The organism is Mesorhizobium sp. CA13 (assembly GCF_020165235.1).
Lineage (GTDB): Bacteria > Pseudomonadota > Alphaproteobacteria > Rhizobiales > Rhizobiaceae > Mesorhizobium.
On sequence record NZ_JAIUHS010000001.1, the window covers coordinates 922,811 to 948,602 of the forward strand.

The window sequence follows — 25,792 nt, forward strand, 5'->3', positions numbered from 1 at the left end:
CCGGAGCTTGCCCGTACCGGTTCGCATTCCGACCTGTTCAACGAGTGACTCTGCGGAATAGCCGCCCACGGCGATCTGCTGCGGGCGGCTCTCAATACATGTAATTCTGCACGCCGAAAGTGCCGAACCTACTTCGCGTTCGGGTTCGGCATCCAGGCAGGCATCGCGACATCGGCATGGGCGAACTGCGGCAGCTTGGCCGACAGATCCTCCATGTTCTTGATGTCCTTGTCGAGAAGGTCCTTCTGGGTGATCAGCGTCGGCGGCACGACGACGTTGTGGCCGGGGTCTTCGCCGGCGAGCAGCTGCGCCAGCGCACGCACCGAGACCTGGCCCACGACGGCCGGGTTGGTGGCGGCGGTTGCCGCCCAGGCGCTGTCGGGCTCCCGCATCGCCGCGATGTCCGAGGTCGAGATGTCGGCCGAATAGATCTTGATGTCCTTGTTCAGGCCTGCCTCGTCGACGGCGATCTTCACGCCCTTGGCGAACTCGTCATAGGGAGCGAACATCACCTTGATGTCGGGATGGGCGGTCAGCACCGAGCGCGCCTGGTTGGCGACCGAGTTGGCGATCGGGTTGTCCAGCGTGCCGAACATGGCGACTTCGTTGATGCCCGAATATTTCTTCTTCACGTCGACCCAGGTTTCGTTGCGGCGGTCGAGCGGGGCGATGCCCGCGACATAGACATAGCCGGCCTTCCAGCTCTCGCCATTATCCTTGACAGCCTGCTCGAGCGCGAGGCGCGCAAGGTCGCGGTCTGACTGCTCGATCTGCGGGATCTTGGGGTTTTCGACATTGACGTCGAAAGCGACCACCTTGATGCCGGCGTCGACCGCGCGCTGGGCGGCGTCCTTCATCGATTCCGTCAGGCCGTGCTGGATGATGATGCCTTGCACGCCGAGCGCGATGGCCTGGTCGACCATGTCGGCCTGGAGGGCGGCGTCCTGGCGGCTGTCGAGCACGCGCAAGTCGACGCCGAGGGCCTTGGCTTGCGCCTCGACGCCGGACAGATAGGCCTGGAAGAAGTCACCGGTCGAGAGATAGCGCACCAGGGCGATCTTGACGCCGGGCTTGTCGAACGGCGCCGGGCGGTCGGCTGCCAGAGCCGTCCCTTGCATCAGCAGCGCCGCGCCGGCGAGCCCGAGCGCTGCCTTGCCCAAAAGTCTTCTTGTGATGTTCACGTCGTTTCCTCCACTTGTTGAAATGCAACCCGGTCGAAATCTATGTCCTGCCCCTGCCGGAAAGAGCGAAGGTAAAGACAAGGGCGACGACCAGAACGGCGCCCTTGATGAAATCCTGCGTGTAGTACGGCGCATTCATCATCGTCAGGCCCTGCAGCAGGACGCCGACAAAGACCGCACCGACGGCCGTGCCGAACGCGTTCGGCTTGGCGGCGCCGAGAACCGCGTAGCCGATGAGCGCCGCGGCGACGGCGTCGAGCAGAAGATTATTACCCGAGGCGATGTCGCCGCGTCCAAGCCGCGCGGCAAGCAAAATACCGCCGATCGAGGCAAAAACTCCTGAAATGATATAGGCCCAGATTTTGTATGCCTTGACAGGCGCGCCGGCGAGCTCGGCGGCGCGCTCATTGGAGCCGACGGCATACATCATGCGGCCGAAGCGGGTGTATTCGAGGAAGAACCAGATCAGCACCGCAAGCACCGCCAGGACGACGACCGAGACCGGAACGAGATTGGGAATGAAGAAGTCGAAGCGGTGGCGGCCGAGCGCCAGGAACGCCTCGCCGAACTTGCCGTTGGCGACCGAGCCGTCGGGCATGGTCATGCCGGTGGCGATCGAGCGGCCTTCGGTCGGGATGCGCTGCAGGCCGACCAGCAGGAACATCATGCCGAGCGTCGCCAGCAGGTCCGGCACGCGCATATAGACGATCAACCAACCATTGATGAGGCCAACGATAACGCCGATCAGCAGGCAGACGATGACCGCGACGACGGCGTTCTGCTCCAGCACCACCATCACATAGGCCGCCGCCATCATGGCTGACGTGGCGACCGAGCCGATCGACAGGTCGAAGCCGCCAACGACCAGCGTGGCGGTGACGCCAAGCGCCAGCACGCCCGTGATGGCGACCGACTGGAAAATGAAGACCGCACTTTGCGGCGAAACGAAACCGTCGGCGGCGATCGCGAAATAAGCGACGAGCCCGAACAACAGGACGATGAAACCGTAGCGGATGGCGTGGTTGCGCTGCGTCATTCAGCGCTCCCACGCGCTGCTGCCATTTTTACCCAACTCGAACCCATGCTCTCCATTCCGATTGTCGTCGCCAGTTCTTCAATTCCAGCAGGTCAAGCCGCGCGGTGCGGCAGCCCGCCGGCCACCTCGGCCAGCAGGCGATCGAGATCGATGTCTGCGTTGCGGTGTTCGCCGACGATGGTCTGCTCCGACATCACCAGGATACGGTCGGCCGTCTCCAGCGCCTCGTCGAGTTCGGTGACAAACAAAAGCGTCGCGCGGCCATTGGCGCTTGCCCTCAGCTTGGCGGCGATGTCGCGCCTGGCCGAGATGTCGACGCCCTGAAACGGCTCGTCGAGAATGAACAGGCTTGCATCCTGGGCCATCCAGCGGGCGACCATCACCTTCTGCTGGTTGCCACCGGACAATGCCGACATTTCGTCCTTCTCGGAGCGGCAGACGATGCCCAATTCCTGAATCTGCCGGCGCGCCGTGGCGCGTTCCAGGCGGCGCTTGAGCACGCCCAGGTTCGACATCCGCCTCAGGAACGGCAGGCTGACATTGCGCTCGATGTTGAAGCCGCCGACGATGCCGCTGGTGGCGCGATCCTTGGCGACGAGGAAGACGCCGGCGGCGATCGCGTCGCCGGCCGAGCGCGGCGCGTAGGGCTTGCCGTTCATCGTCATGGTGCCGGCGAGAGGCTTGCGCACGCCGAACAGCGTCTCGGCAAGCGCTGTCTTGCCGACGCCGACCAGGCCGGTGACGGCGACGACCTCGCCGTCGCCAAGCGTCAGCGATATCGGCCTGGCGCCCTGGGCGATACGCAGGCCCTCGACGGTTAGCACCGCCCGGGCCGAATGCCTGGCGACGATCTGGTCGAGGTGGATCTTGCGGCCGAGCATGGCATTGACCGCGCCTTCGTAGTCGAGCGGCTTCTTGTCGAAAACGCCGGACACGGCGCCGTCGCGCATCGAGACAATGCGGTCGGCAAGCCGCCTGATATCGGACATCCGGTGCGAGATGTAGAGGATCGCCACGCCTTGCGCGCGCAGCCTGTCGACCAGCGCAAAAAGCCGATCGGCTTCGGCGCTCGACAGCGACGAGGTCGGTTCGTCGAGGATCAGCACTTTCGGCTGATGTGCCAGCGCGCGGGCAATCGCCACCATCTGGCGATCGGCCAGCGAGAGATCGCTGACGCGCGCCTTCAAGTCGATCGCCAGGTCCATGCGGTCGGCAACCGCCTTGGCCTCGCGACGCACACGGACCGGATTGAACAGGACCGGTGCCCCTTTGCCGCTCAGCCTGTCCAATGTCAGGTTCGTGGCCACGTCAAGATCGGCGACGACACCGTCATTGATGTTCTGGTGAACGGTGACGACGCCCGCATGGATCGCTTCCGCCGGCCTTCCCGGCGCAAAATCCTGGCCGGCCAAGGTCATGGTGCCGCCATCGCGTTCGTAGACGCCGCTGACGATCTTGACGAGGGTGGATTTGCCGGCGCCGTTGGCGCCCATCAGCACGGTCACTTCGCCGGCATGGAGTTCGAGCGAGACGCCGCCAAGCACCTCGTTGCGGCCAAAGGATTTCCTCAGTCCCTCTACGCGGAACACGGCATTGCCGACCATGCGTTCCTCCCTGACGGTGACGCTATGGGCTGCATCGGCAATTGTCAACACGATTGACAATTGCCAGAGCGCTACCTAGCTTGGCCCCGCCGCCGTGGCTCCGCTATTATTGAGGGACGAGCAGGAGAGGTGAGGATGACCGGAAAGACGCCGTTCGAGCCACTGTCGGTGGAGACGCTCGCCACGCGGCTCAGCACTAACGAGGCGCTCACCCGGCGCATCGGCGAGGACGCCAGCCGCTGGAAGGTGCGCGAGGTCGGCGACGGCAACCTGAATCTCGTCTTCATCGTCGAGGGCGACCAGGGCGCGGCGGTGGTCAAGCAGGCCCTGCCCTACGTCCGGCTGGTCGGCGACAGCTGGCCACTGCCGCTGAAGCGTTCCTTCTTCGAATATCACGCGCTGACGCGGCAAGAGGCGCGCGCGCCGGGCTCGGTGCCGGCCATCTACCATTTCGACGAGACCCAGGCGCTGATCATCATGGAGTATCTGTCGCCGCACATCATTTTGCGGCGGGCGCTGATCGAGGGCCGGCAATTGCCCAACATCGCCAGGGATATCGGGCTGTTCATGGCCCGCACCCTGTTTCGTGGCTCCGATCTCTCGATGGTGACCAGGGATCGCAAGGCGGATCTGGCGCTGTTTGCGGACAATGTCGAGCTGTGCGACATCACCGAGAACCTGGTGTTTTCCGATCCTTATTTCGACGCCAAGCTGAACCGCCACACCTCGCCGCAGCTCGACGCCTTGGTTGCCGAGTTGCGCGCCGACCGCGACCTCAAGGTGGAAGCGCAGCGCCTGAAACATCTGTTCGCCGCCAATGCCGAGACATTGCTGCATGGTGATCTGCATTCCGGCTCGATCATGGTCACCGATACAGAGACCAGGATGATCGACCCGGAGTTCGCCTTCTACGGGCCGATGGCTTTCGACGTCGGCATGCTGCTCGCCAATTTCTGGATGGCCTTCTTTTCGCAGCGAGGCCATGAGCAGAACGGCAAGCGCGACGCCATGCGCGCCTACCTGCTCGATGTCACAGCGCAGACGTGGTCGGTGTTCCGCACCGAGTTCTCGCATCTGTGGCGCACGGAGCGCAACGGCATGCTCTACCAGAAGAGCCTGTTCGAGGATCAGGGCGACAGGCTGGGCGCCGAGCAGGCGCTCGACCATGTGCTGCACCGGATCTGGGACGACCTCCTCGGCTTTGCCGGCATCGAGGTGCACCGGCGCATACTCGGCCTCGCCCACAATGCCGATTTCGAAACCATTGCCGACGAAGACCTGCGCGCCACATGTGAAGCGAGGGCGCTGAAGTTCGGCCGCCACATCGCCGTCAACAGGCGCCATATCCACAGCATCGACGAGGTCAACAACCTCGCCACGCTGATCGAACAGGAGAACCGGATTTGAACGTCGGCGAGCGCCACTATCGCACCATCTGGCTGAGCGACGACGGTCGTTCGGTGGAGATCATCGACCAGCGCTGGCTGCCGCATGACTTCCGTATCGTGAAGGTCGATACCGTTAACGGCGTCGCCACCGCCATCCGCGACATGTGGGTGCGCGGCGCTCCGCTGATCGGTGTGACCGCTGCCTATGGCGTCGCCATGCAGATGGCGGACGATTCGTCGGATGCCGCGCTCGATGCCGTCTGGGAGACGCTCCACGAGACGCGTCCGACGGCGATCAATCTGCGCTGGGCTCTGGATGAGATGCGGCGGTTCCTGCGGCCGCTGCCGACGGAACAACGGGCTGCCGCCGCCTATCGGCGCGCCAGCGAGATCGCCGACGAGGATGTCGGGCTCAACCGCGCCATCGGCGAGAACGGTCTCGCCATCATCAAGGACATCGCTGCGCGCAAAAAGCCGGGCGAAGCCGTCAACATCCTGACGCATTGCAACGCCGGATGGCTGGCCACCGTCGATTACGGCACCGCCACCGCGCCGATCTACCTGGCAACGGAGGCCGGCATTCCGGTCCATGTCTATGTCGACGAGACGCGGCCGCGCAACCAGGGCGCCCAGTTGACGGCCTGGGAGATGGCCGGCCACGGCGTGCCTCACACGCTGATCGTCGACAATGCCGGCGGCCACCTGATGCAGCGCGGCGCAATCGACATGGTCATCGTCGGCACCGATCGCACCACGGCCGACGGCGACGTCTGCAACAAGATCGGCACCTATCTGAAGGCGCTCGCCGCCTCCGACAATGACGTGCCGTTCTACGTTGCGCTGCCTTCGCCGACCATCGACTGGACGGTGGGCGACGGACTTGCCGAAATCCCGATCGAGGAACGTTCCGGCGACGAGGTTTCGCTGGTGTGGGGCAAGACCGCGAGCGGCGAGATCGCCCAGGTGCGCGTCTCGCCGGAAGCGACGCCCGCGGCAAACCCCGCCTTCGACGTGACGCCGGCGCGGCTGGTCACCGGTCTGATCACCGAGCGCGGCGTCGCCAAGGCCTCGCGCGACGGGCTGAAGGCAATGTTCCCGGAGCGGGGATAGTCGGCTCTCGCAAGGGCCAGGAACCACCTTTCGCGGTTCAGAAAGTGCTGCTCTTTGCGATCTCCAGCGAGTTGACGAAATCCAGTGAACGCCGCAGCGCGCGACGAATGGTGGCGATATCCACCGGCGTGCTTCGCCGCTGGGGATCGCGGCGCTGCGGGCGCTGCAGCCGCAATGGCAGTTCGATGCTGACCGGCAGCGTCGCGGGAAGCGCTGCCCAGTACGGTCCGTAGCCGATCGAGCCGTCGCCGATGGCGCAAAACCCCCATCCCTCCCCGGTGCTCGCGACATCCTTGAGATGGGCATGCCCAATCGCCTCGATGGCATCAGCGATATCTCGCGCCGGCTGCATCGCTTCGTTGCTGTAGGTAAAGACATTTCCGGCATCGTGGTTCAGGCGCACGTGTCGCGAGCCGATGTCGCGGATGAAGCCTGCCCCCAGCCGGGCGCCGCCGAGCAGATCGCCTTGGCCGTGCCCGGGGTTCTCGAGTGCCAGAACGATGCCGGCTTCCTCCAGCTTCGGCAGGAGGGCGTCGATCGTTTTGCGGATCGCCGCGCTGTTTCTCGCCGGGCCGGCATTGGTGATCAGGAAGGACGCACCAAGACCGGCGGCAAAGCCGATGCGGCGGGACAAGGCGTCGACGGCATCGGCTCCGGAGAGGTCGAGATGAGCCGATACGGCATTGATCCCCAGCCCGGCATGTTCCGCTGCCCGGCGCAGCTTCGCGGCCTGCGCAGCCGCAAACATGCTTTCATCGAAATCGACATAACCACGGATGAAGGCCGGCTCGACATGGAGGGCGCCGGCCGCTGCAATCTCCTCGAGGGCCAATTCCATGGAATAGCCATCGAAGAGCGCGGTCGATACCGAGACGGTCCGGCGCGGCGAAGGCAGGCTCAGGCTCCCTTGCCGTAGACGATCAATTCCGAGGCTTCCTTGACCTTGGCCGGAGACAGCGCTTCGCGCCAGTCGTCCCGGACGACGACCCCCTTGGCGAACCGCATCAGGCGCAGCGCCGCATCGGATGGCACTTTCGGAGAGAAGCCGAACCACATGGCGATCTCGACGTTCAGGTGGCCTATCAGGAAGTCCATCGCGGCCTGTCTGGGAATGCCATATTTGCGCTCGCACTCCTCGACGGCCTCGACCATGGTGTCGACGAAGGGCATGGCCACCATTTCGGACAGGCCCGGCTCCAGGATCGCCAGTTGTTCGACCGTGACGCGATGGCTGTCGATGATCGGCGACCACATGGCCTTGCACACTTGCTCGCCAAGCGCATAGTGCTCTTCCGGACCTTGCATCAGGGCACACACGATCGATTGCCTGGCGATGCCGCCATGGTAATCGCGACGCGCGGCCCATTCCGTCTCGTCGCCGAACAGCGGCGGATGGCAGGGATGGCCGACGAAATAGGTGAGATCCGGCCGATCCGCGGGCAAGTCGCCGGCATAGGGCGCTGCCGCATCCAGAATGAGGATCATGGTGCCCGCGGCAAGCATCGGCGAGATCTGCCGCGCCACCTGGCCGATGATATTGTCCGGCAGAGCCATCACCACGACCTTGGCGCCGGGAATGCCTTCCTCCATGGCGACAGCGCCGATGTCGGCTTCTCCCAGCCGCTTGCGGCCGGCCTCGCCGATCTCCACGGCGCGGACATCGTAGCCCGCTTCGATCAGCTTGCGTGTCACGCGGAAGCCCATCTTTCCTCCGGCCCCAAGCACCGCCACGGATGTCGTCATTTGCTTCTCTCCCATTTGCCTTGATGGCGCGCCGATGGCGCAGATTCAGCCGAACGCTTGCAGCGCGGCTTCGAGCTCCGGATGCGTGGCGGCGTAGTCGCGTGCGGGAATGCCTGCCGCCGCGGCTTCGAAAGCATCATGCAGGCTTCGGACGCCGGCGGCCGGCCCGCCTGGATGCGCCATGATCCCGCCGCCGCAGCAGTAGATGAAATCGTCCGAGCCGAGCCTCGTATAGGTCTCGGCTGCCTGCACAGCGCTCTGTCCAGACGAAAACACCGGCATGACGGTATCGGGACGGCCAGCCCGTTCGAACATCGGGGTGAGACAGCCATGGGCCGACGCCATCACCGACTCGTCCGGCTCGCAGAACTTGTTGGACAGCCCGTTGACGTGCATGTGGTCGATGCCCGCCAGGCGCCAGAATTTCTGATAGGCGAGATAGCTCATGCCGAGATCGGGAGAGCGGCTGAAGAGGCCCCAGCCGGCCCGATGGCCGTGCAGCGCAACGGCGGAGTGGCGGCGCATCTCGATGACGGCGGACAGGCCGACGGAATTCAGGACCAGCATGGCGCAGGTCCCGCCACGGCGCTCGATCAGATCCAGCTGGCGACGCATGGCGTCGATGTCACCGGAAATGTTGGCCGCATACATGACCTTGCGCCCGGTCCTGTCGGCGTGCCTGTCTATCACCGCCATGACCGCTTCGAACCGGTGTTCGAACGGCGAATGCGGAGGGTCTCCCATCAATTCGTCGTCCTTGATGAAATCAAGGCCCGCGGCAATCAGCGTGTCGGCCAGGGCCGCCGTCTCCTGCGGGCTAAGACCAACGCTCGGCTTGACGATGGTGCCGATCAGCGGACGCCCTTCGACGCTCGTCAGGCGACGCGTTCCCTCAACGGCGAAAGCGGGCCCTGGATAGGCATCCGCGAAGGCATCGGGAAAGGTAAGGTCGAGGAGACGCATGGCCGAAAAATGATGCAGCTCGAACAGATTGCCGAGAACCGTCGACCAGACCGAAGCCAGCACTGTCCCCGTATTCTCGATGTTCCAGGAAAGGCCCACCTTGGCCCGGCGCGGCCTCACGGTCGCATTTTTTGGCGAGCGCGAGAACGGCAACGCCTCGCTGTCGACTTCGGCAACATCGCTGATGAATTCGACGCGGGCTCCGAACCTGCGCAGCAGCTCCGGCGTTTCCCCGGGTATGGCACGGAACGTCCCGCTTGATTGTTCGCCCGCCATTGCAGCCGCGGCAACCTCCAGCGGGTAGCGGGTTTCGATCAGATAGGTAGCGCGGAGGCGACCGGACAATGCAGGCTTCCCGGCTGGAATGAGGTTCATGGAGCGACCGTTAGCACCAAAAAGATATCATGTCATCACATGAGTTTTCCCACGCAAAGAAATTCGCCGACCGCTCAGCCGGCTCCGCCGCCGGCCAGTTTGGAATAAAGTTCGTTTGCGCGGCCGATGTGGTCGGCCATCGCGGCGCTCGCGCCTTCCGCATCACCACTGGCAATCGCCTTGTAGATCCGCTCGTGCTCCTCGACGGTCAGCCGCTCGGCGCCTTTCATCGCCACCAGATCCCGCTTGAAACGGGACAGCCATTCGAGCATTCCCTTCGCCACCGCCGCTATCATCGAATTGCCGCTCATCTCGGCGATGACGGCGTGGAACTCCATGTCGGCCGCCACGAACCGGGCCTGGTCGCCCTTTGCCTCGCGCAAATGACGCAAGGTCTCCGCGAGGCGTTCCAGACTCTTGGCCGTGGCGCGCCGCGTGGCTATCCGGACCAGGCCGGTTTCCAGCAAGAGCCTGACTTCCTTGAGTTCTTCGAGTCCGCGAGAGTTCGTCGCCAGCATCATGACCATGGCCGCGGAGACCTGATCGACGATGACATCGGGCGTCGGATTGATGACGCGGGCGCGTTCTCCGTGCGAGATCCTGATAAGCCCCATCTGCTGGAGCGACAGCATCGCTTCCCGGATAGAGGGCCGGCCGACGCCGATCATCGTCATCAATTCCTTCTCCGACGGCAATTGAGAGCCGGGCGGGAATTCGGACGTCGAGATTGCCGCCATCAGCCGGTCAAGCACCTCCACATACAATTTCTTTTTCTGGACCGGCTCCATCCGTCCCTCCCTGGCTGTTCGCGGCATAGTCGATCCCGAGTCGTGTCGGCAGACAAGGTCGCGCCATCGATTGACATTACATATATGATGACCTAACGTCCGTCTACGCCGGCTTTTCGCATGATCACCATTTGCCGGCGGAGGCCGCCTCCGTTTGGCAAGGAAAGAACGAAGCTGGCAGGCCGAGCTTCGTCTCGTCCACAATCCAAAGGAGGTTTCGGCGATTGGGTTGCGGTGCCCGCTTGCCTATTTGGTATGCTGGTATAACATGTAGCTGGTATGGCGTCTTCGAATGGACGCTAACGAAATGGCAAGGCCGATCCTATCGGCCGGTGTTTTTGGGAGGAAATATCATGAAGTTTTCAACCGTGGCGGCGCTCGCCGGCGCCGTGCTGGTCAGCGTCTCGGCTGTGCCGGCAATGGCGTCACCGGATGCGCCGGTGATCGCGCTCGCCAACGCCTATTACGGCAACACGTGGCGGCACCAGATGGTGGAGGCTTTCGAAGCCTCGGCCAAGGAGGCCAAGGCGGCGGGTCAGATCGCCGACTACATCGTCATGAACGGCGACGGCTCGGTGGCGCAGCAGAACAGCCAGATCGCCGAACTGATCCTCAAGAAGGTCGACGTGCTCGCTGTCGACGCCGCCTCGGAAACCGCGGTCAACGGGATCATCGAAAAAGCCTGCAAGGCCGGCATCATCGTCGTTTCGTTCGATTCGGTCGCTTCGGCGCCTTGCAACTACCAGCTCAACTTCGACTTCAAGGGCTACAAGGCAGCCCAGGCCGAGGCCGTTTTCAAGATGATCGGCGGCAAGGGCAACGTCATCCAGGTGCGCGGCGTCAAGGGTTCGGCGCCCGACAACGACATGTTCAACGCGCAACAGTCGGTATTGGCCAAATATCCCGACATCAAGGTCGTCGCCACCGTCTACGGCCAGGCGACCGCGTCGGTCGCGCAGGCGGCCATCGCCAACGTGCTGCCCTCGCTGCCGCATGTCGACGCCGTGCTCGCACAGGGCGGCAGCGACGATGTCGGCATCGCCCAGGCGTTCGTCCAGTATGGCGGCGACTATGCCGGCAAGATGCCGATCATCGAAGGCGGCGGCGGCACCGACTTCGTCAAATGGTGGGCCGAGGAGAACGCCAAGAACGGCTACCAGACGATCTCGATGAACACCACACCAGGCATTGGCGGCGCCGCGTTCTGGCTCGGCCTGTCGCTGCTGAAGGGCGCCAAGGCACCCAAAGTGATGATCATGCCGGTGGCCACCGTCGATGCCGGCAACCTCAAGGAATACGCAAAGCTGCCGGGCGGCCAGATCATCAGCCCCAGCTATTCGCTCGACTGGGTCAAGCAGAACCTGCTGAGCAAGTAAGGTTGGCAACGCCAGGGACCGGGCGCCGCGGAACGGCCGCGCCCGGTCCCTGCCCGTGAAGAAACGGAGGACGAATGTCCCATCTCGCCGTAGCCGCCCCGGAAGGCGCAGCCGCCGCGGTGCTCGCCGATCCGACCCGGCAGAGCGTTGTTTCGCTTTCCGGGATCACCAAGAGCTTCGGACCGACGCTGGCGAATATAGAGATCGACCTCGCCGTCTCCGCCGGCGAGATCATCGGGCTGGTCGGCGGCAACGGCGCCGGCAAATCGACGCTGATGCGCATCCTCTGCGGGGCGATGTGGCCGACCCTGGGCTCGATTTCGTTTGCCGGCCAGAATATCGGCTTCGCCGGCTACGACACGGCGGAGGCACAGCGCCGCGGCATCCGCATGGTGCACCAGGAATTGTCGCTGTGCGCCAACCTCTCGGTGGCCGAAAACTTCTTCCTGGAAATTCCGGCGGATGCCGCCAACCGGCCGGGCTGGCGGGCACTCTACAGGGCGCGCGCCCGCTCGGCGCTGGACGCCGTCTTTCCCGCAAACGGCATCGATGTGAATGCCGAAGTCGGCCACCTCTCCATCGCCGAACGGCAAATGGTCGAGATTGCACGGGCCGCCGCGACACCCGGCGTCAAGCTGATCATTCTTGACGAGCCGACCTCCTCGCTCGATCTCGATCGATCGAGACAGTTGCGGGGCTTCATCCGCGAGCGGGCCAAATCCGGCCTAGCCTTCATCTTCATCAGCCACAAGCTTCAGGAAATCATCGACATCGCCACCCAGGTGGTCGTGCTGCGCAATGGACGCACGGCCTGGCGCGGCGATGTGGCCGAGACGTCGATCGGCAGGCTGGTGCAGCTCATGGGAGGCGACGCCAATTCGATCCACCAGCACGGTACCGCCGCCACCGGCAGCCGCGAAGCGCTGGTGCGACTGTCCGGGTTCCTGACGGCTGAACTCGGCCGCGACATGGAAATCGGCCGCGGTGAGATCATCGGACTGGCAGGCCTCGAGGGCAGCGGCCAGAAAGAGTTGCTGCACGCAATCTTCAAGCCCGGTTCCGGAACGGATGCGGCCGTCGTCAGAAACGGTGAAGCCGGTTTCATCGCGGGCGACCGCCAGAAGGAAGGCGTGTTCCCCTTGTGGAGCGTGCTTGGGAACATCAGCATCGGCGCCCTGGCGCGCCGCCCGGCGCTGGGCTTGGTGTCGGACCGCGCCAACCGCGCGGCAGCGGCCGATGCCGCCGGCCGGCTGCGGCTCGACGAAACCCGCTTCGGATCCAACATATTGGAGCTCAGCGGCGGCAACCAGCAGAAGGCGCTGGTCGCCCGGGCGCTGGTCGCCGACACGCCGATCGTCCTGCTCGACGACCCGACGCGCGGCGTCGACATCGCCACCAAGCAGGATTTCTACCGCCTCTGCAACGACATTGCGCGAGGCGGGCGCACGCTCGTCTGGCACACGACCGAAGATGCCGAACTCCTGGCCTGCGATCGCGTGCTGGTATTTTCCGGCGGCCGCATCGTCAAGGAACTGGCTGGCGAGGCGATCACGGAATCGGCCATCGTTGGAGCGTCCTTTGTCCAGCAGGCGGACAAAGCCGCCGGCGTCGCGCGCAGCGGCGCTGCTGGCGCCGGGCTTGCCCGCCGGCTGGTGAACGCTGCCCCCTTCATCGGCCTCGCCGCCGTACTGGCCGTGATGATCTCGGCCAATCCGGCGGTCGCCTCCATTTTCGGGCTCGACCTCTTGCTCATGCCGGCGCTGTCGCTGGTGCTGGTGACCGCGGCGCAGATGTTCATCGTCGGCGGCAGCGAGATCGACCTCGGCGTCGGCGCGTTCGCGGGGCTCGTCAGCGTGCTCAGCGCCACGCTGCTCTACGACCAGCCGTGGCTCGGCGCGCTGGCGCTGGCGGCGGCGATCGCCGCCTATGCGGGGCTCGGCGGCCTGATCCAGGCGCGCAAGATCCCGGCCATCGTCGTGACGCTGGGCGCCTCGTTCATCTGGGTCGGGATAGGCTATGCGCTGCAGCCGACGCCGGGCGGCGCCAGCCCCGAATGGCTATCGGCGATGTTCAACTGGTCGCTTGGCTTCGTGCCAACCTCGATCATCCTCATCGCCGCGGTGGCAGTCGTGGTGTTCGTGATCGACCGGCTGCCCCTCGGCGTGGTGCTGCGCGGTTTCGGCAACAATCCGACCGCGATGATCCGTTCCGGCTGGTCGCCGACGCGCTACGCGCTGGTGCGCTACCTCGTCGCCGGGCTGTTCGCCGCCGCCGCCGGCCTGTCGCTGACGGCGATCAACACGGCGAGCGACATCAATTCCGGTAATTCGTTCACGCTGCTCAGCGTCGCCGCCGTGGTGATGGGCGGCTGTTCGCTGCTGGGCGGCGTCATCTCGCCGGTCGGCGCCGTCGCCGGCGCGGTCACGCTGGCGTTGATCGGCGCCCTGCTCGGCACGCTGAGCGTGAGCAGCGACTTCAATGCGGCCACGCAGGGACTGATCCTCATCGCCCTACTGACCTTGCGCAGCCTGACCGCGGACCGCAGGAGCGAACAATGAACGCGCTTGCCGCCTTCAGCCCTTGGGCGCAGAGAAACCGCTGGATCTGGTCCGCGATCGGGGTGCTGCTGCTCTGGCTGGTGCTGTCCATCGTCACCAACCGCTTCAGCCTCTCAAGCCTGTCCGGCATCATTCTGTCGGCCTCGTTCCTCACGGTCGTCGGCATCGGCCAGATGTTCGTCGTCACCACCGGGCGCGGCAATATCGACCTCTCCGTGGCCTCGGTGATCACGCTCAGCGCCTTCGTGGCGCTGCTGACCATCAAGGGCCAGGACGCCAACCTCGCCGTCGGTATCGGCGCCGCAGTCCTGCTCGGCCTTGCGGTCGGCGCCCTCAACGCGCTGCTCGTCGTCGGGCTGAACATACCGGCCATCATCGCCACGCTGGCGACGGGCTATGTGCTGGCGACCGCTACGCTGCTGTCGAACCGCGCGATATCGGGCTTCGCCGTCAGCCCGCTGTTGAAGACGCTGGCGACGGGCCGCGTCGCGGGCGTGCCGATCATGGCAGTCATCGCCATCCTGGGCGTCGCCGCAACGTCGTTCGTGCTACGCTATACCGTTTACGGGCAACTGCTCTCGGCAGTCGGCCAGAACCGCGCGGCGGCGCGGCTGGCAGCGATCCGCAACAACCGGGTCATCGCCTCGGCGTTCATCATCTCCTCGGTGCTAGCCTCGCTCAACGGGCTGCTGCTGGGCGCCTATATCGGCGGCGCCTTTCTTGAAATGGGCCAGCCCTATCTCCTGCAATCCATCGCTGCGGTGGTGCTGGGCGGGACGCTGATCTTCGGCGGCTCCGCAACGGCGCTCGGCACGCTGTTCGCCAGCATCCTTTTGATCCTCATCGTCACCACCATGCAGATCATCGGCCTGCCGCCCGGCGCGCAGGACATCGTCCAGGGCATCGTCGTCATTTTCGTGCTGGCGCTGGCCGGCCGGCAGGTGCTGTCGCGGCGCGCCGCCATCGACCCCGCCGCCATCGAGAGCGCAGGCGGCGACGGCACGGCGAAACCCGGAGCGGGCGCTGCGGCAATCAGGCCGCAGTGACAAAGCAGGGAATGATTTCTCTTGCCAAGATGGTAGAGTGATCATACCAGTATATAAGGTGACGATTGGCGAGACCATCGTTCAATATTTAGGAGCAAGGCTAGATGACGACGATCGCGCTGTTCGGTGCCGGCGGCAAAATGGGCTACCGCCTTTCGACCAATTTCCGCGGCTCGCCCTATACGATCCGCCATGTGGAGGTCAGCGAGGCCGGGCGCGAGCGGCTGAAGACCGGGCTGGGCTTCGATACGGTCAGTGCCGACGAGGCGCTGGAAGGCGCCGAGGTGGTGATCCTGGCGGTTCCGGACACCCATATCGGCAAGGTCGCGGCAAGCATCGAAAGCAAGCTTGCGCCGGGCACGATGGTGATCGTTCTCGATGCCGCGGCGCCGTTTGCCGGCCATTTGCCCGATCGTCCCGACCTGACGTACTTCGTCACCCACCCCTGCCACCCGCCGATCTTCAACGACGAAACCGACATGGCGGCCAAGAAGGATTATTTCGGCGGCGTCAAGGCCAAGCAGCACATGGTCAGCGCACTGATGCAGGGACCGGAAGCGGACTACGCCAAGGGCGAGGCCATCGCCAAGATCATCTGGGCGCCGGTGATGCGCTCGCACCGCGTTTCCGTCGAGCAGATGGCGCTGCTCGAGCCCGGCCTTTCGGAGACCGTATGCGCCTCGCTGCTGGTGGTCATGAAGGAAGCGGTCGACGAGGTCGTGGCGCGCGGCGTCGACCAGCAGGCGGCCCTGGATTTCCTGCTCGGCCACATGAATGTGCTCGGCGCCGTGATCTTCGGCGAAACCAAGGGCGTCTTCTCCGACGCCTGCAACAAGGCCATCGAATTCGGCAAGCCGGTGCTGATGCGCGACGACTGGAAGCGGGTCTTCGAACCGGAAGAGATCGCAGCCAGCATCCAGCGGATTACCTGAGAGGCCCGAGTCGGCTGACCGCTTGGATACAGATCACCTGAATTAGTGGTTGACTCATCATACCAGTTGGCTTTAGCTGTTCCTGGACTCGCATCGGTCATGCTTCCCTGGAAGTTTGAAGTTGACGCGAGTGGAGGACGGCGGGAGCGGAGCGGGGAGCAGTCCGGATGACAGCCGGCGATCGGCTCTGAAATCCGGGCGGCGCGCTGCCGGCACTGCCTGACGGGTTCAATTGCAGACAGCGGCCTCGAAACGATCGAGGCATGGGTTTCAACGGGAGGACTTCATGAAACTGACACGCAGAATGACGCTTGCCGCCTTCGCCGGCGTGCTGGCACTCGGCACGGCGATGCCCGCCTACGCGGCGGATCTCATCGCCATCATCACCCCATCGCATGACAATCCGTTCTTCAAGGCGGAAGCCGTCGGCGCCGAAGCCAAGGCCAAGGAACTGGGCTACGAGGCGCTGGTGCTGGTCCATGACGACGACGCCAACAAGCAGTCCGAGCTGATCGACACCGCGATCGGCCGCGGCGCCAAGGCGATCATCCTCGACAATGCCGGCGCCGACGCCACCGTCGCCGCCGTGCAGAAGGCCAAGGACGCCGGCGTCCCCTCCTTCCTCATCGACCGCGAGATCAACGCCACCGGCGTCGCGGTGGCGCAAATCGTCTCCAACAACTACCAGGGCGCCCAGCTCGGCGCGCAGGAATTCGTCAAGCTGATGGGCGAGAAGGGCAATTTCGTCGAACTGGTCGGCAAGGAATCCGACACCAATGCCGGCATCCGTTCCAAGGGCTATCACGACGTCATCGACGACTATCCGGACCTGAAGATGGTGGCGCAGCAGTCGGCCAACTGGAGCCAGACCGAGGCCTATTCCAAGATGGAATCGATCCTGCAGGCCAATCCCGACATCAAGGGCGTCATCTCCGGCAACGACACCATGGCGATGGGCGCCTATGCGGCGCTTGCCGCGGCCGGCCGCAAGGACGTCATCGTCGTCGGCTTCGACGGATCGAACGACGTGCGCGATTCCATCACCTCGGGCGGCATCAAGGCGACGGTGCTGCAGCCTGCCTATGCCCAGGCGCAGATGGCGGTCGAACAGGCCAACGACTTCATCAAGAACAAGAAGTCGCCCGAGAAGGAAAAGCAGCTGATGGACTGCGTGCTCATCAATGGCGACAATGCCGCCAAGCTGGAAACCTTCGCGCTGAAGAACTGAGCCGGCGCAACGCGAACAGCGAGGGGCGAACCGAGGTTCGTCCCTCGCTCCTTTTCACCAGGATGCCTCGACCGCCATGCAGAAAAAGCCGAGTTGGCCGATCCTTGCCCTGACCGCCGGCATCGCGCTCAGCGCCTGCAAGATCCTGCCGACGCCATCGGCGCAAGGCGACGGCAATGCTTCCGCCTTCAACCCTGACAAGATGGTCGAGGACATCTGGGCGGCGAAAGTCATCCCCTACCTCAGGCAGAAGGCGGGACCGTTCGCCGAGGTCCATGCGCTGGCGAAGACCGATCCGGCCGCGGCCGGCGCCAAATACGGCAATCCGAAGAAGCAGGCGAATTCGCCATGGACCTTCGCTGTGCGCATCGAGGGCAAGATCGTTGCCGCCAACACGCAGTCGCGCGCGGCCACCATCGATGTCGATGTCGACGGTGACGGCAAGGCGGATGCGCGCGTCCAGATCGGGCCGGCGATGCGCGGCACGGCGCTGCGCGACAGCCTCGACTTCGTCCAGTTCAACGATTTCACCAATCAGATCGACTTCGCCCAGTTCGGCAAGGCTTTCAACGCCCATGCCGGCAAGACGGTGCTCTCCAAGCTGCCGCGCGAGGCGCTGGAAGGCCGCACCGCCAAGGTGCTCGGCGCCTATACGATCGAAGGCGGCCAGGACCTGCCGCTGGTGACACCGGCGGAGGCCGAGATCGGGCCGAAGCCATGAGCCAGACGAATGGCCATGACGTCATCCTCAAGCTGGAGGATGTCTCGAAAGTCTATGCCGGCACGGTCGCGGTCAAGCAGGCGAATTTCGAGGTGCGCAAGGGCGCGGTCAACGTTCTGGTCGGCGAAAACGGCGCCGGCAAGTCGACGCTGATGAAGATCATCGCCGGCGTCGAGCAGCCGACAGTGGGGCGCATCCTGCTCGAAGGCGAAGAGGTCTCGTTCTCGTCGTCGGGAGATGCGGTCGACCGCGGCATCGGCATGGTGTTCCAGGAGCTGAACCTGTTCGGCAATCTGTCGGTCGCCGAGAACATCTTCGCCACGCGCGAGATCACCAACCGCTTCCGCAAGATCGACCGCAAGGAGCAGGAGCGGCGGGCCGGCGAATTCCTGGAACGGCTGGAAGCCGGCATCCGGCCCGACATGCTGGTCGAGGATCTGCGCATCGGCCAGCAGCAACTGGTCGAGATCGCCAAGGCGGTTTCGCTCGACGCCAAGATCCTCATCATGGACGAGCCGACCTCGGCGCTGAGCGCCGCCGAAGTCGAGATCCTGTTCAAGGTGATCGCCGACCTCAAGGCGCGCGGCGTCGCCATCGTCTACATCTCGCACCGGCTGGAGGAACTGATCCGCATCGGCGACTACATCACCGTGCTGCGCGACGGCCGCATCACCGGCCAGGAGGAGATGAAAAACGTCGATACGCAGTGGATCGTGCGGCAGATGATCGGCTCGGACGCAAAGGACTTCGCCAAGGCCGACGGCCACGTGCCGGGCGCGGAAATCTTTCGCGCCGAGGAGATCTGCCTGCCGCGTGTCACCGGCGGGCTGGCGGTCGACCACGTCTCGCTGTCGCTGCGCGCCGGCGAGATTCTCGGCATATACGGGCTGATGGGTGCGGGGCGCAGCGAGCTGTTCGACTGCATCATGGGCCGTCACGGTCATGCCAGCGGCAAGATCTTCATCGCCGGAAAGCAGGTGAAGGAGCGCGACACGACGCGCCGCATCCAGCGCGGGCTGGCCTTGATCCCCGAGGACCGCCAGCGCGAGGGCCTGGTGTCGATCCTCTCGGTTGCCAGCAATTTGACGATGGCCAGCCTGTCGCGCTTCGTGCGCCTTTTCCATATCCGAGGCGGCGCCGAGCGGCAGGCCGTGATGCAGATGGTGCGGGAACTCGCAATCAAGGTCGCCGACCCGGCGCAGGAAGTCTCGTCGCTGTCGGGCGGCAACCAGCAGAAGGTGGTGATCGGCAAGGCGCTGCTCACCGGGCCGAAAGTGCTTCTGATGGACGAGCCCAGCCGCGGCATCGATGTCGGCGCCAAGGCCGATGTCTTCCGCACCATGCGCAAGCTTTCGCGCGACGGGCTGGGAATCCTGTTCGCCACTTCCGACCTCGATGAGGTGATGGCGCTGTCCGACCGCATCGCGGTGATGAGCAATGGCAGATTGACCGGCATGTTCGACCGCGCCGAAGCGACGGAGGCGGCGATCGTCGCGGCGTCGGCGCTGGGCCACGGACCGGCGGCACATGGGGAGCAACGCTGATGACTGACATTCCGGCCAAGGCGGCCGCTTCCTCCGCCTCCAGCGGCTCGGCGCTGCTGACGCTGATGAAGCTCAGAACCTTCATCGCCCTGATCGCCGTGCTGGTGTTCTTCTCGATCGCGGCGCCGAACTTCCTGTCGGCCGCCAATCTGATCCTGATGGCCAAGCACGTGGCGCTCAACGCCTTCCTCGCCATGGGCATGACCTTCGTCATCATCACCGGCGGCATCGACCTTTCGGTCGGCTCGATCGTCGGCCTGTGCGGCATGGTGGCCGGCTATCTCGTGCTCAACGGCATCGACCTGCAGATCGGATACACCATCTATTTCAACGTCGTCGAGATCGCCCTGATCACGCTCGCGGTCGGCATGCTGATCGGCGCCGTCAACGGGCTGCTGATCACCAGGCTCAATGTCGCGCCCTTCATCGCCACGCTCGGCGTGCTCTATGTGGCGCGCGGCTTCGCGCTGCTTTCCTCCGACGGCCGCACTTTCCCCAATCTCGTCGGCAAACCGGAACTGGGCACCACCGGTTTCGGCTTCCTGGGCGCCGGCCGGCTGCTCGGCCTGCCGGTCTCGATCTGGATCCTGATCGTGGTGGCGCTTGGGGCGGCCTATCTCGCCCGCTACACCCCGCTCGGCCGCCACATCTTCGCCGTCGGCGGCAATGAGCGTGCGGCGCGCATCTCGGGCGTGCGCGTCAATATGGTCAAGATGTTCGTCTACATGTTCTCCGGCTTCTGCGCGGCGATCGTCGGGCTGATCATCTCGTCGGAGCTGATGGCCTCGCATCCGGCAACGGGCGAGAGCTTTGAGCTCAACGCCATCGCCGCGGCAGTGCTTGGCGGCACATCGATGTCGGGTGGCCGCGGCACGATCGGCGGCACCATCGTCGGCGCCTTCGTCATCGGCATCCTTTCGGACGGGCTGGTGATGATGGGCGTGAGCTCGTTCTGGCAGATGGTGATCAAGGGCCTCGTCATCATCGTCGCCGTGGTCGTCGACCAGGCGCAGCGCCGGCTCCAGCAGCGCGTCACCCTGATGCAGATGGCAAAGGCGGGCTGATCATGACGGAGTTGCGTGGAGCGCTGATCGGCTGCGGCTTCTTCGCCGTCAACCAGATGCATGCCTGGCGCGATATCGAAGGCGCCTCGATCGTCGCCATTTGCGACCGCGATCCGGAGCGGCAGCGGATCGTCGGCGAGCAGTTCGGCGTGACACGGCGCTACACCGATGCGGCGGAACTTTTCGCCGCCGAGACGCTCGATTTCGTCGACATCGCCACCACTGTCGGCAGCCATCGGCCGCTGGTCGAGATGGCGGCCGCCCAAGGCGTTCCCGTCATCTGCCAGAAGCCGTTCGCGCCGACGCTTGGCGATGCCAAGGCGATGGTCGCGGCCTGCGCCAAGGCCGGCGTGCCGCTGATGGTGCATGAGAATTTCCGCTGGCAGTCGCCGATCCAGGCGGTGCGCGCCGCGCTCGACAGCGGTGAGATCGGCACGCCCTTCTTCGGACGCATCTCCTTCCGCTCCGGCTATGACGTGTTTTCGGGCCAGCCCTATCTGGCAACGGGAAAGCGCTTCATCATCGAGGATCTCGGCATCCATATCCTGGACATCACCCGCTTCCTGCTCGGCGACGTCACGAGCCTGACTGCGCGGACCACACGTATAAACCCCGCGATCGCCGGTGAGGATGTGGCGACGATGCTCATGGATCATGCCGGCGGTGCCACGTCGGTTGTCGACTGCAGCTATGCGACCAAGCTCGCCACCGAGCCGTTCCCGGAAACACTCATCGAGCTCGACGGCGCCGACGGCACGATCCGGCTGGCGCAGGGCTACCGGCTGACCGTCACCGGCAAGAGCGGAACCAGAATGAGCGATGTCTCGCCGCCGCTTCTGCCCTGGGCCTCGCGGCCATGGCACAACATCCAGGAAAGCGTGCTGGCGATCCAGCGGCACTGGGTCGACTGCCTTGCATCAGGCAAGGAGCCGGCCACCTCGGGCGCCGACAATCTCAAAACCTTCGCCCTTGTCGAAGCCGCCTATGCGGGTGCTGCGAGCCGCGAACCGGTGCAGATCGAAGCCTTGCTCAAATGACAGCCGACGCGTTCGATCTTTACGGCACACGGGCGGCCGAAGCGGCACCGATCCTGCTGTGTGCGGGCGCGCTGAGCGCGGAGCTGGTCAATGGCAATTTGCGCACCATCCGCCATGGCGGCACCGAAGTGCTGCGCGCCATCGCCTATATCGTACGCGACCGCGACTGGGGCACTTATGAGCCGGCGCTCACGGCCCTGAACATCGACCAGAAGGACGACCGTTTCTCGGTAAGCTATGAGGCGAATTGCACCGGCCCGGACGACAGCAGCCTCCGCTTTCACGCGACGATCGAAGGCTCCGCCGACGGCAGGCTGGTCTTCGATGTGACCGCACTGCCCGAGAGCGACTTCGAGACCAACCGCTGCGGCTTCTGCATCCTGCATCCGATCGCCGGCCTCGCCGGCAGCCCGGTGACGGTGGAGCACACCGATGGCAGCGTGGTGGAGACGGAGCTGCCTGATCTGATCGACCCGTGGCAGCCCTTCAAGGATCTGCGTGCCATCACCCACGGAGTGCGGCCCGGCCTCAGCGCCGAATGCCGGATGGATGGCGATATTTTCGAGATGGAGGACCAGCGCAACTGGTCGGACGCCTCCTACAAGACCTATGTGCGGCCGCTGGCTTTGCCGTGGCCCTATGTGCTGCCGACCGGCCAGCCGATGCGCCAGACCGTGAGCCTGCGCCTCATCGGCGACACCAGGATGCCCGCCGCGACGGCGAGTGCCGAACCGGTCCGCATCGAGCTCGGCGAGACCGGGCCGAGGCTGCCTGACGTCGGCGTGATCGTCTATCCCGAGGATGTTGAGGCAACGTTGGCCGAACTGCCGATGCTGGCAAGGCTCGGCCCGCAGCAACTCCTCTTCCATTTCGATCCGACGCGCGGCCACGGCCTGGACGCGCTGCTCGCCCATGCCCGGCTCGCCGCGGCCTATCCCGCTTCGACCACGCTGGAATGCGTGGCGGCCTGCACCGGCGACGTCGATGCCGAACTCTCCGATGTCGCCGCCATGGTGCGCCGGGCCGGCCTGCGGCTCGATGCGGTTGCAGTCTCGCCTTCCGTTGACCGCCAGTCGACACCGCCGGGCAGCGCCTGGCCGGCATGTCCGCCGCTGGAAGAGATCTATGCCGCGGCGCGGCGCGCCTTTCCCGGCATTCGCCTCGGCGGCGGCATGTTCAGCTATTTCACCGAGCTCAACCGCAAGCGCGTGCCCGCCGACCAACTCCACTTCATTACGCACTGCACCTGCCCGATCGTTCACGCCGCCGACGATCTCAGCGTCATGCAGTCGCTGGAGGCGCTGCCCTTCATCACCCGTTCGACCCGGGCGATCTTCGGCGACAAGCCTTACCGGATCGGCCCGTCCACCATTGCCATGCGGCAGAACCCCTATGGCGGCGCGACCAAGGACAATTTCGCCGGCCAACGCATCGCCATGGCGAACCGTGATCCCCGCCATGCCGCGCAGTTTGCCGCCGCCTGGACCATCGGCTATGCCGCGCGGGTCGCGCCGGCCGGGCTGGAGATGCTGACGCTGTCCAGCGTCACCGGGCCGTTCGGCGTGCTGGCCGCATCCGGGGAGCCCGTCGCCGAGGGATCACCACGGCCGATTTTCCAGGCCATCCAGGGGCTTTGCGAACTGGCCGGGCTCGCGCATGTTGCCGCGAAAACCAGCGACGAGACGCGTGTTGCGGCGCTGGCCGGACGCGCCGCCTCGGGCGACATCATCGTCTGGCTGGCGAACCTGACGGCGAACGATCTCACGGTTGATGTTTCGGCGCTGGGCCAGGGCCATCTTACGATGTCGCCCTACGCCATTGCGCGAATTGGATAGGCAAACAGCCTTACTTATCGGAATTCATCACATAGAGCGCACGCGAGCGTTCGAGATGCTTGATCATCGCCTTTTCGGCGCCGTCAGCATCCCTGTGCTCAATGCGGTCGATGATCTCCTCATGCTCGGTCAGCGTGTATTGTTCCTTGCCGGTCCAGATCAGCATCTCGGTGTGGTATTCCTTCAGCCAGCCAAGTGTGGCTTCGCTGACGGCAACATAGATCGGATTGCCCGATATCGCCGATATCTGGGTGTGGAACTTCATGTCCGCGGAGATGAAGGCTTCGGAATCGCCGCGCGCGGCGCGCTGCTCGGCCACCGTTGCCCTGAGCCGCTGCACATCCTCGGCGGTCGCCTTTTCCGCGGCTTCCCTGACCATGCCGCGCTCGAAGAAGATGCGCGCCGTCTTCAGGTGCTCCAGCGTGTCCCTGGATGAAGACAGGATGATCTTGGCCGCGCCGTCGACCTGCCTGATGATCGATTTGGCGGTCAGTTGCAGCACCTTGGCGCGCTCGCCATGCGAGATGGCGACCAGTCCCATATTGCTCAGCGCCTGCATGGCCTCGCGGATCGCCGGCCGGCCGACCTCGAAGCGCTCCATCAACTCGCGTTCGGACGGCATGTCGTCGCCCGGCTGCAGCTCGCCGCTGGTGATCAGCCGCTTCAGCCTTGCAAAGACTTCGTCGGAAAGTTTGCGCCGGACGATCGGCTCCGAACGGTTCATCGTGACGAATCACTCCTGGCCCGATTCCTGTTTAGCATTCCAGGCAGGATTACCGGAATGCCTACGCCTGGAGCGGTCCCGCGATCACGCAATCGCCAAGCCGCGCCAGCTCTTTGTTCCAGGCAATTCCGAACGAAAAACGCCGCTCATCTTCCCGGAATTGCCGAAGCCCGGCCCTCTTGCCGAAGTCGGGATATTGCTTGCAATACTTAGGTACTCATTATACCAGATTTCCTGCGCGACAAAACTTTTTTCGAACCCTTTTCGAGCGGCCGGCAAACCATGATCACGCTTACCTATCGCATCGAAACCCTTGGCAGCATCGAAGCGCTGGCGGCCAAGATCGCGAGCGACCAGTCGACCGGCACCTTCGTCGCGCTGCCCGGCGAGACCGAGGAGTTGAAAGCGCGTGTGGCGGCTCGTGTGCTGGCGATCAGGCCCCTGCCCGATGCCGAGCAGCCGTCGCTTCCCGTATCCGGGAACGGCCCCTTCCGACGCGCCGATGTCGACATCGGCTTCCCGTTCGACGCCATCGGCACCGACCTGTCGGCGCTGATGACCATCGCCATCAGCGGCACCTATTCGATCAGGGGCCTGTCCGGCATCCGGGTCATCGACATGAAACTGCCGCAACAATACCGGGGCGCCCATCCCGGCCCGCAATTCGGCGTTGCCGGCAGCCGCAGGCTGGCCGGGGTCGAGGGCCGTCCCATCATCGGCACCATCGTCAAGCCGGCGCTGGGCCTCAGGCCGCACGAGACGGCCGCGATGGTGGGGGAACTGATCGAAGCCGGTGTCGATTTCATCAAGGACGACGAGAAGCTGATGAGCCCGGCCTATTCGCCGCTCGCTGAGCGGGTGAAGGCGATCATGCCATTGATCCTCGACCACGAGCAGAAGACCGGCAAGAAGGTGATGTACGCCTTCGGCATCTCGCATGCCGATCCCGACGAGATGATGCGCAACCACGATCTGGTGCTCGAAGCCGGCGGCAATTGCGCGGTCGTCAACATCAACTCCATCGGCTTCGGCGGCATGGCCTATCTCAGGAAGCGCTCCGGGCTGGTGCTGCATGCGCACCGCAATGGCTGGGACATACTCACCCGCCACCCCGGCCTCGGCATGGATTTCAAGGTATGGCAGCAATTCTGGCGGCTGCTCGGCGTCGACCAGTTCCAGATCAACGGCATCGGCTCGAAATACTGGGAGCCGGACGATTCTTTCGTCCGCTCCTTCGAAGCGGTGACCACGCCGCTGTTTTCACCAGACGATTGCGCGCTGCCCGTGGCCTGCTCTGGCCAATGGGGCGGCCAGGCGCCGGAGACCTATGAGCGCACCGGCCGTACGGTCGATCTCCTCTATCTCTGCGGCGGCGGCATCGTCAGCCATCCGGACGGGCCCGGCGCCGGCGTGCGCGCGGTGCTGCAGGCATGGCAGGCGGCGGTCGAGGGCATCGCTCTCGAGGAATTCGCGCGCGACCATGCCGAGCTGGCACGCTCGATCGAGAAGTTCAGTGACGGCAAGGCAGCCTGAGCGAAG

The 25,792-nt window shown here is 64.7% G+C and carries 21 protein-coding genes; 13 read left to right on the forward strand and 8 right to left on the reverse strand.

The annotated features are described in order from the left end of the window. Positions 1-128: 128 nt before the first annotated feature. The 3 genes from LB566_RS04655 to LB566_RS04665 all read right to left on the reverse strand — a co-directional run bounded on the left by LB566_RS04655 (position 129) and on the right by LB566_RS04665 (position 3,821). Positions 129-1,181, reverse strand: a complete 1,053-nt coding sequence (locus tag LB566_RS04655; RefSeq protein WP_140520874.1) for a substrate-binding domain-containing protein — start codon at positions 1,179-1,181, stop codon at positions 129-131. Between the two features lie 40 nt (positions 1,182-1,221). Further along, entirely contained in the window at positions 1,222-2,217 is a 996-nt protein-coding gene (locus LB566_RS04660; RefSeq protein WP_140551153.1) for an ABC transporter permease, read from the reverse strand. Positions 2,218-2,309: 92 nt separating this feature from the next. Beyond that, positions 2,310-3,821 (reverse strand): sugar ABC transporter ATP-binding protein, encoded by a 1,512-nt coding sequence (locus LB566_RS04665; RefSeq protein WP_224623637.1) that lies wholly within the window; start codon positions 3,819-3,821, stop codon positions 2,310-2,312. A gap of 135 nt (positions 3,822-3,956) precedes the next feature. Here LB566_RS04665 and mtnK point away from each other — a divergent pair, with 135 nt between their 5' ends. Continuing rightward, complete coding sequence (gene mtnK / locus LB566_RS04670; RefSeq protein WP_224623459.1) at positions 3,957-5,228, forward strand: S-methyl-5-thioribose kinase; 1,272 nt, start codon at positions 3,957-3,959, stop codon at positions 5,226-5,228. Continuing rightward, complete coding sequence (gene mtnA, locus LB566_RS04675; RefSeq protein WP_224623462.1) at positions 5,225-6,319, forward strand: S-methyl-5-thioribose-1-phosphate isomerase; 1,095 nt, start codon at positions 5,225-5,227, stop codon at positions 6,317-6,319. Before mtnK ends, mtnA begins: the two co-directional genes overlap by 4 nt. Before the next feature lie 37 nt (positions 6,320-6,356). Here the strand turns inward: mtnA and LB566_RS04680 are convergent, their stop codons facing one another. The 4 genes from LB566_RS04680 to nanR all read right to left on the reverse strand — a co-directional run bounded on the left by LB566_RS04680 (position 6,357) and on the right by nanR (position 10,188). Beyond that, positions 6,357-7,157, reverse strand: a complete 801-nt coding sequence (locus tag LB566_RS04680) for a sugar phosphate isomerase/epimerase family protein (protein WP_224623464.1) — start codon at positions 7,155-7,157, stop codon at positions 6,357-6,359. A gap of 59 nt (positions 7,158-7,216) precedes the next feature. Next, a complete protein-coding gene (locus LB566_RS04685; RefSeq protein ID WP_140551158.1) occupies positions 7,217-8,062 on the reverse strand; it encodes a phosphogluconate dehydrogenase C-terminal domain-containing protein in 846 nt (281 codons plus the stop codon). Between the two features lie 45 nt (positions 8,063-8,107). Next, positions 8,108-9,400 (reverse strand): ribulose-bisphosphate carboxylase large subunit family protein, encoded by a 1,293-nt coding sequence (locus LB566_RS04690; protein WP_224623466.1) that lies wholly within the window; start codon positions 9,398-9,400, stop codon positions 8,108-8,110. Positions 9,401-9,474: 74 nt separating this feature from the next. After that, entirely contained in the window at positions 9,475-10,188 is a 714-nt protein-coding gene (gene nanR, locus LB566_RS04695) for a transcriptional regulator NanR (RefSeq protein ID WP_140551160.1), read from the reverse strand. Between the two features lie 353 nt (positions 10,189-10,541). Between nanR and LB566_RS04700 the strand changes: the two genes are divergently transcribed. From LB566_RS04700 to LB566_RS04745, 10 genes are all read left to right on the forward strand, one after another. Then, positions 10,542-11,564, forward strand: a complete 1,023-nt coding sequence (locus LB566_RS04700) for an ABC transporter substrate-binding protein (protein WP_140551161.1) — start codon at positions 10,542-10,544, stop codon at positions 11,562-11,564. A 74-nt stretch (positions 11,565-11,638) separates the two neighbouring features. Continuing rightward, positions 11,639-14,122, forward strand: a complete 2,484-nt coding sequence (locus LB566_RS04705) for an ATP-binding cassette domain-containing protein (protein WP_224623470.1) — start codon at positions 11,639-11,641, stop codon at positions 14,120-14,122. Next, positions 14,119-15,168: an ABC transporter permease gene (locus tag LB566_RS04710; protein ID WP_224623472.1), complete on the forward strand. Its 1,050-nt coding sequence runs from the start codon at positions 14,119-14,121 to the stop codon at positions 15,166-15,168. The genes LB566_RS04705 and LB566_RS04710 overlap by 4 nt, the downstream gene beginning before the upstream one ends. 104 nt (positions 15,169-15,272) lie before the next feature. Next, positions 15,273-16,100 carry a phosphogluconate dehydrogenase C-terminal domain-containing protein gene (locus tag LB566_RS04715; protein ID WP_140551164.1) on the forward strand — a complete coding sequence of 276 codons (828 nt, stop codon included), beginning with the start codon at positions 15,273-15,275 and terminating at the stop codon, positions 16,098-16,100. Positions 16,101-16,386: 286 nt separating this feature from the next. Continuing rightward, on the forward strand, positions 16,387-17,328 hold the full coding sequence (locus LB566_RS04720) for a D-ribose ABC transporter substrate-binding protein (RefSeq protein ID WP_140497809.1): 942 nt from the start codon (positions 16,387-16,389) through the stop codon (positions 17,326-17,328). 76 nt (positions 17,329-17,404) lie between these two features. Continuing rightward, on the forward strand, positions 17,405-18,049 hold the full coding sequence (locus LB566_RS04725; protein WP_224623475.1) for a DUF2291 family protein: 645 nt from the start codon (positions 17,405-17,407) through the stop codon (positions 18,047-18,049). Next, complete coding sequence (locus tag LB566_RS04730; RefSeq protein WP_140551166.1) at positions 18,046-19,593, forward strand: sugar ABC transporter ATP-binding protein; 1,548 nt, start codon at positions 18,046-18,048, stop codon at positions 19,591-19,593. The genes LB566_RS04725 and LB566_RS04730 overlap by 4 nt, the downstream gene beginning before the upstream one ends. Further along, positions 19,593-20,657 carry an ABC transporter permease gene (locus LB566_RS04735; RefSeq protein ID WP_140497803.1) on the forward strand — a complete coding sequence of 355 codons (1,065 nt, stop codon included), beginning with the start codon at positions 19,593-19,595 and terminating at the stop codon, positions 20,655-20,657. Before LB566_RS04730 ends, LB566_RS04735 begins: the two co-directional genes overlap by 1 nt. Positions 20,658-20,659: 2 nt before the next feature. Then, positions 20,660-21,694 carry a Gfo/Idh/MocA family protein gene (locus LB566_RS04740; protein ID WP_224623477.1) on the forward strand — a complete coding sequence of 345 codons (1,035 nt, stop codon included), beginning with the start codon at positions 20,660-20,662 and terminating at the stop codon, positions 21,692-21,694. Then, complete coding sequence (locus LB566_RS04745; protein WP_224623479.1) at positions 21,691-23,529, forward strand: hypothetical protein; 1,839 nt, start codon at positions 21,691-21,693, stop codon at positions 23,527-23,529. Before LB566_RS04740 ends, LB566_RS04745 begins: the two co-directional genes overlap by 4 nt. 10 nt (positions 23,530-23,539) lie before the next feature. Here the strand turns inward: LB566_RS04745 and LB566_RS04750 are convergent, their stop codons facing one another. Then, positions 23,540-24,253, reverse strand: coding sequence for a transcriptional regulator NanR (locus LB566_RS04750; protein WP_140551170.1), 714 nt, complete (start codon positions 24,251-24,253; stop codon positions 23,540-23,542). A gap of 282 nt (positions 24,254-24,535) precedes the next feature. Between LB566_RS04750 and oiaX the strand changes: the two genes are divergently transcribed. Beyond that, the gene (oiaX, locus tag LB566_RS04755) at positions 24,536-25,786 is read left to right on the forward strand and encodes a 3-oxo-isoapionate-4-phosphate decarboxylase OiaX (protein WP_224623480.1); all 1,251 of its coding nucleotides are present in this window, start codon (positions 24,536-24,538) and stop codon (positions 25,784-25,786) included. Positions 25,787-25,792: the final 6 nt, after the last annotated feature.

What these genes read in the sequence shown, in the direction of transcription:
- LB566_RS04660 (WP_140551153.1), bottom strand. Translation starts at nt 2,217, where the DNA reads ATGACGCAGCGCAACCACGCCATCCGCTACGGTTTCATCGTCCTGTTG.
- LB566_RS04665 (WP_224623637.1), bottom strand. Translation starts at nt 3,821, where the DNA reads ATGGTCGGCAATGCCGTGTTCCGCGTAGAGGGACTGAGGAAATCCTTT.
- mtnK (WP_224623459.1), top strand. Translation starts at nt 3,957, where the DNA reads ATGACCGGAAAGACGCCGTTCGAGCCACTGTCGGTGGAGACGCTCGCC.
- LB566_RS04680 (WP_224623464.1), bottom strand. Translation starts at nt 7,157, where the DNA reads ATGGAATTGGCCCTCGAGGAGATTGCAGCGGCCGGCGCCCTCCATGTC.
- LB566_RS04685 (WP_140551158.1), bottom strand. Translation starts at nt 8,062, where the DNA reads ATGACGACATCCGTGGCGGTGCTTGGGGCCGGAGGAAAGATGGGCTTC.
- LB566_RS04690 (WP_224623466.1), bottom strand. Translation starts at nt 9,400, where the DNA reads ATGAACCTCATTCCAGCCGGGAAGCCTGCATTGTCCGGTCGCCTCCGC.
- nanR (WP_140551160.1), bottom strand. Translation starts at nt 10,188, where the DNA reads ATGGAGCCGGTCCAGAAAAAGAAATTGTATGTGGAGGTGCTTGACCGG.
- LB566_RS04700 (WP_140551161.1), top strand. Translation starts at nt 10,542, where the DNA reads ATGAAGTTTTCAACCGTGGCGGCGCTCGCCGGCGCCGTGCTGGTCAGC.
- LB566_RS04705 (WP_224623470.1), top strand. Translation starts at nt 11,639, where the DNA reads ATGTCCCATCTCGCCGTAGCCGCCCCGGAAGGCGCAGCCGCCGCGGTG.
- LB566_RS04710 (WP_224623472.1), top strand. Translation starts at nt 14,119, where the DNA reads ATGAACGCGCTTGCCGCCTTCAGCCCTTGGGCGCAGAGAAACCGCTGG.
- LB566_RS04715 (WP_140551164.1), top strand. Translation starts at nt 15,273, where the DNA reads ATGACGACGATCGCGCTGTTCGGTGCCGGCGGCAAAATGGGCTACCGC.
- LB566_RS04720 (WP_140497809.1), top strand. Translation starts at nt 16,387, where the DNA reads ATGAAACTGACACGCAGAATGACGCTTGCCGCCTTCGCCGGCGTGCTG.
- LB566_RS04725 (WP_224623475.1), top strand. Translation starts at nt 17,405, where the DNA reads ATGCAGAAAAAGCCGAGTTGGCCGATCCTTGCCCTGACCGCCGGCATC.
- LB566_RS04730 (WP_140551166.1), top strand. Translation starts at nt 18,046, where the DNA reads ATGAGCCAGACGAATGGCCATGACGTCATCCTCAAGCTGGAGGATGTC.
- LB566_RS04735 (WP_140497803.1), top strand. Translation starts at nt 19,593, where the DNA reads ATGACTGACATTCCGGCCAAGGCGGCCGCTTCCTCCGCCTCCAGCGGC.
- LB566_RS04740 (WP_224623477.1), top strand. Translation starts at nt 20,660, where the DNA reads ATGACGGAGTTGCGTGGAGCGCTGATCGGCTGCGGCTTCTTCGCCGTC.
- LB566_RS04745 (WP_224623479.1), top strand. Translation starts at nt 21,691, where the DNA reads ATGACAGCCGACGCGTTCGATCTTTACGGCACACGGGCGGCCGAAGCG.
- LB566_RS04750 (WP_140551170.1), bottom strand. Translation starts at nt 24,253, where the DNA reads ATGAACCGTTCGGAGCCGATCGTCCGGCGCAAACTTTCCGACGAAGTC.
- oiaX (WP_224623480.1), top strand. Translation starts at nt 24,536, where the DNA reads ATGATCACGCTTACCTATCGCATCGAAACCCTTGGCAGCATCGAAGCG.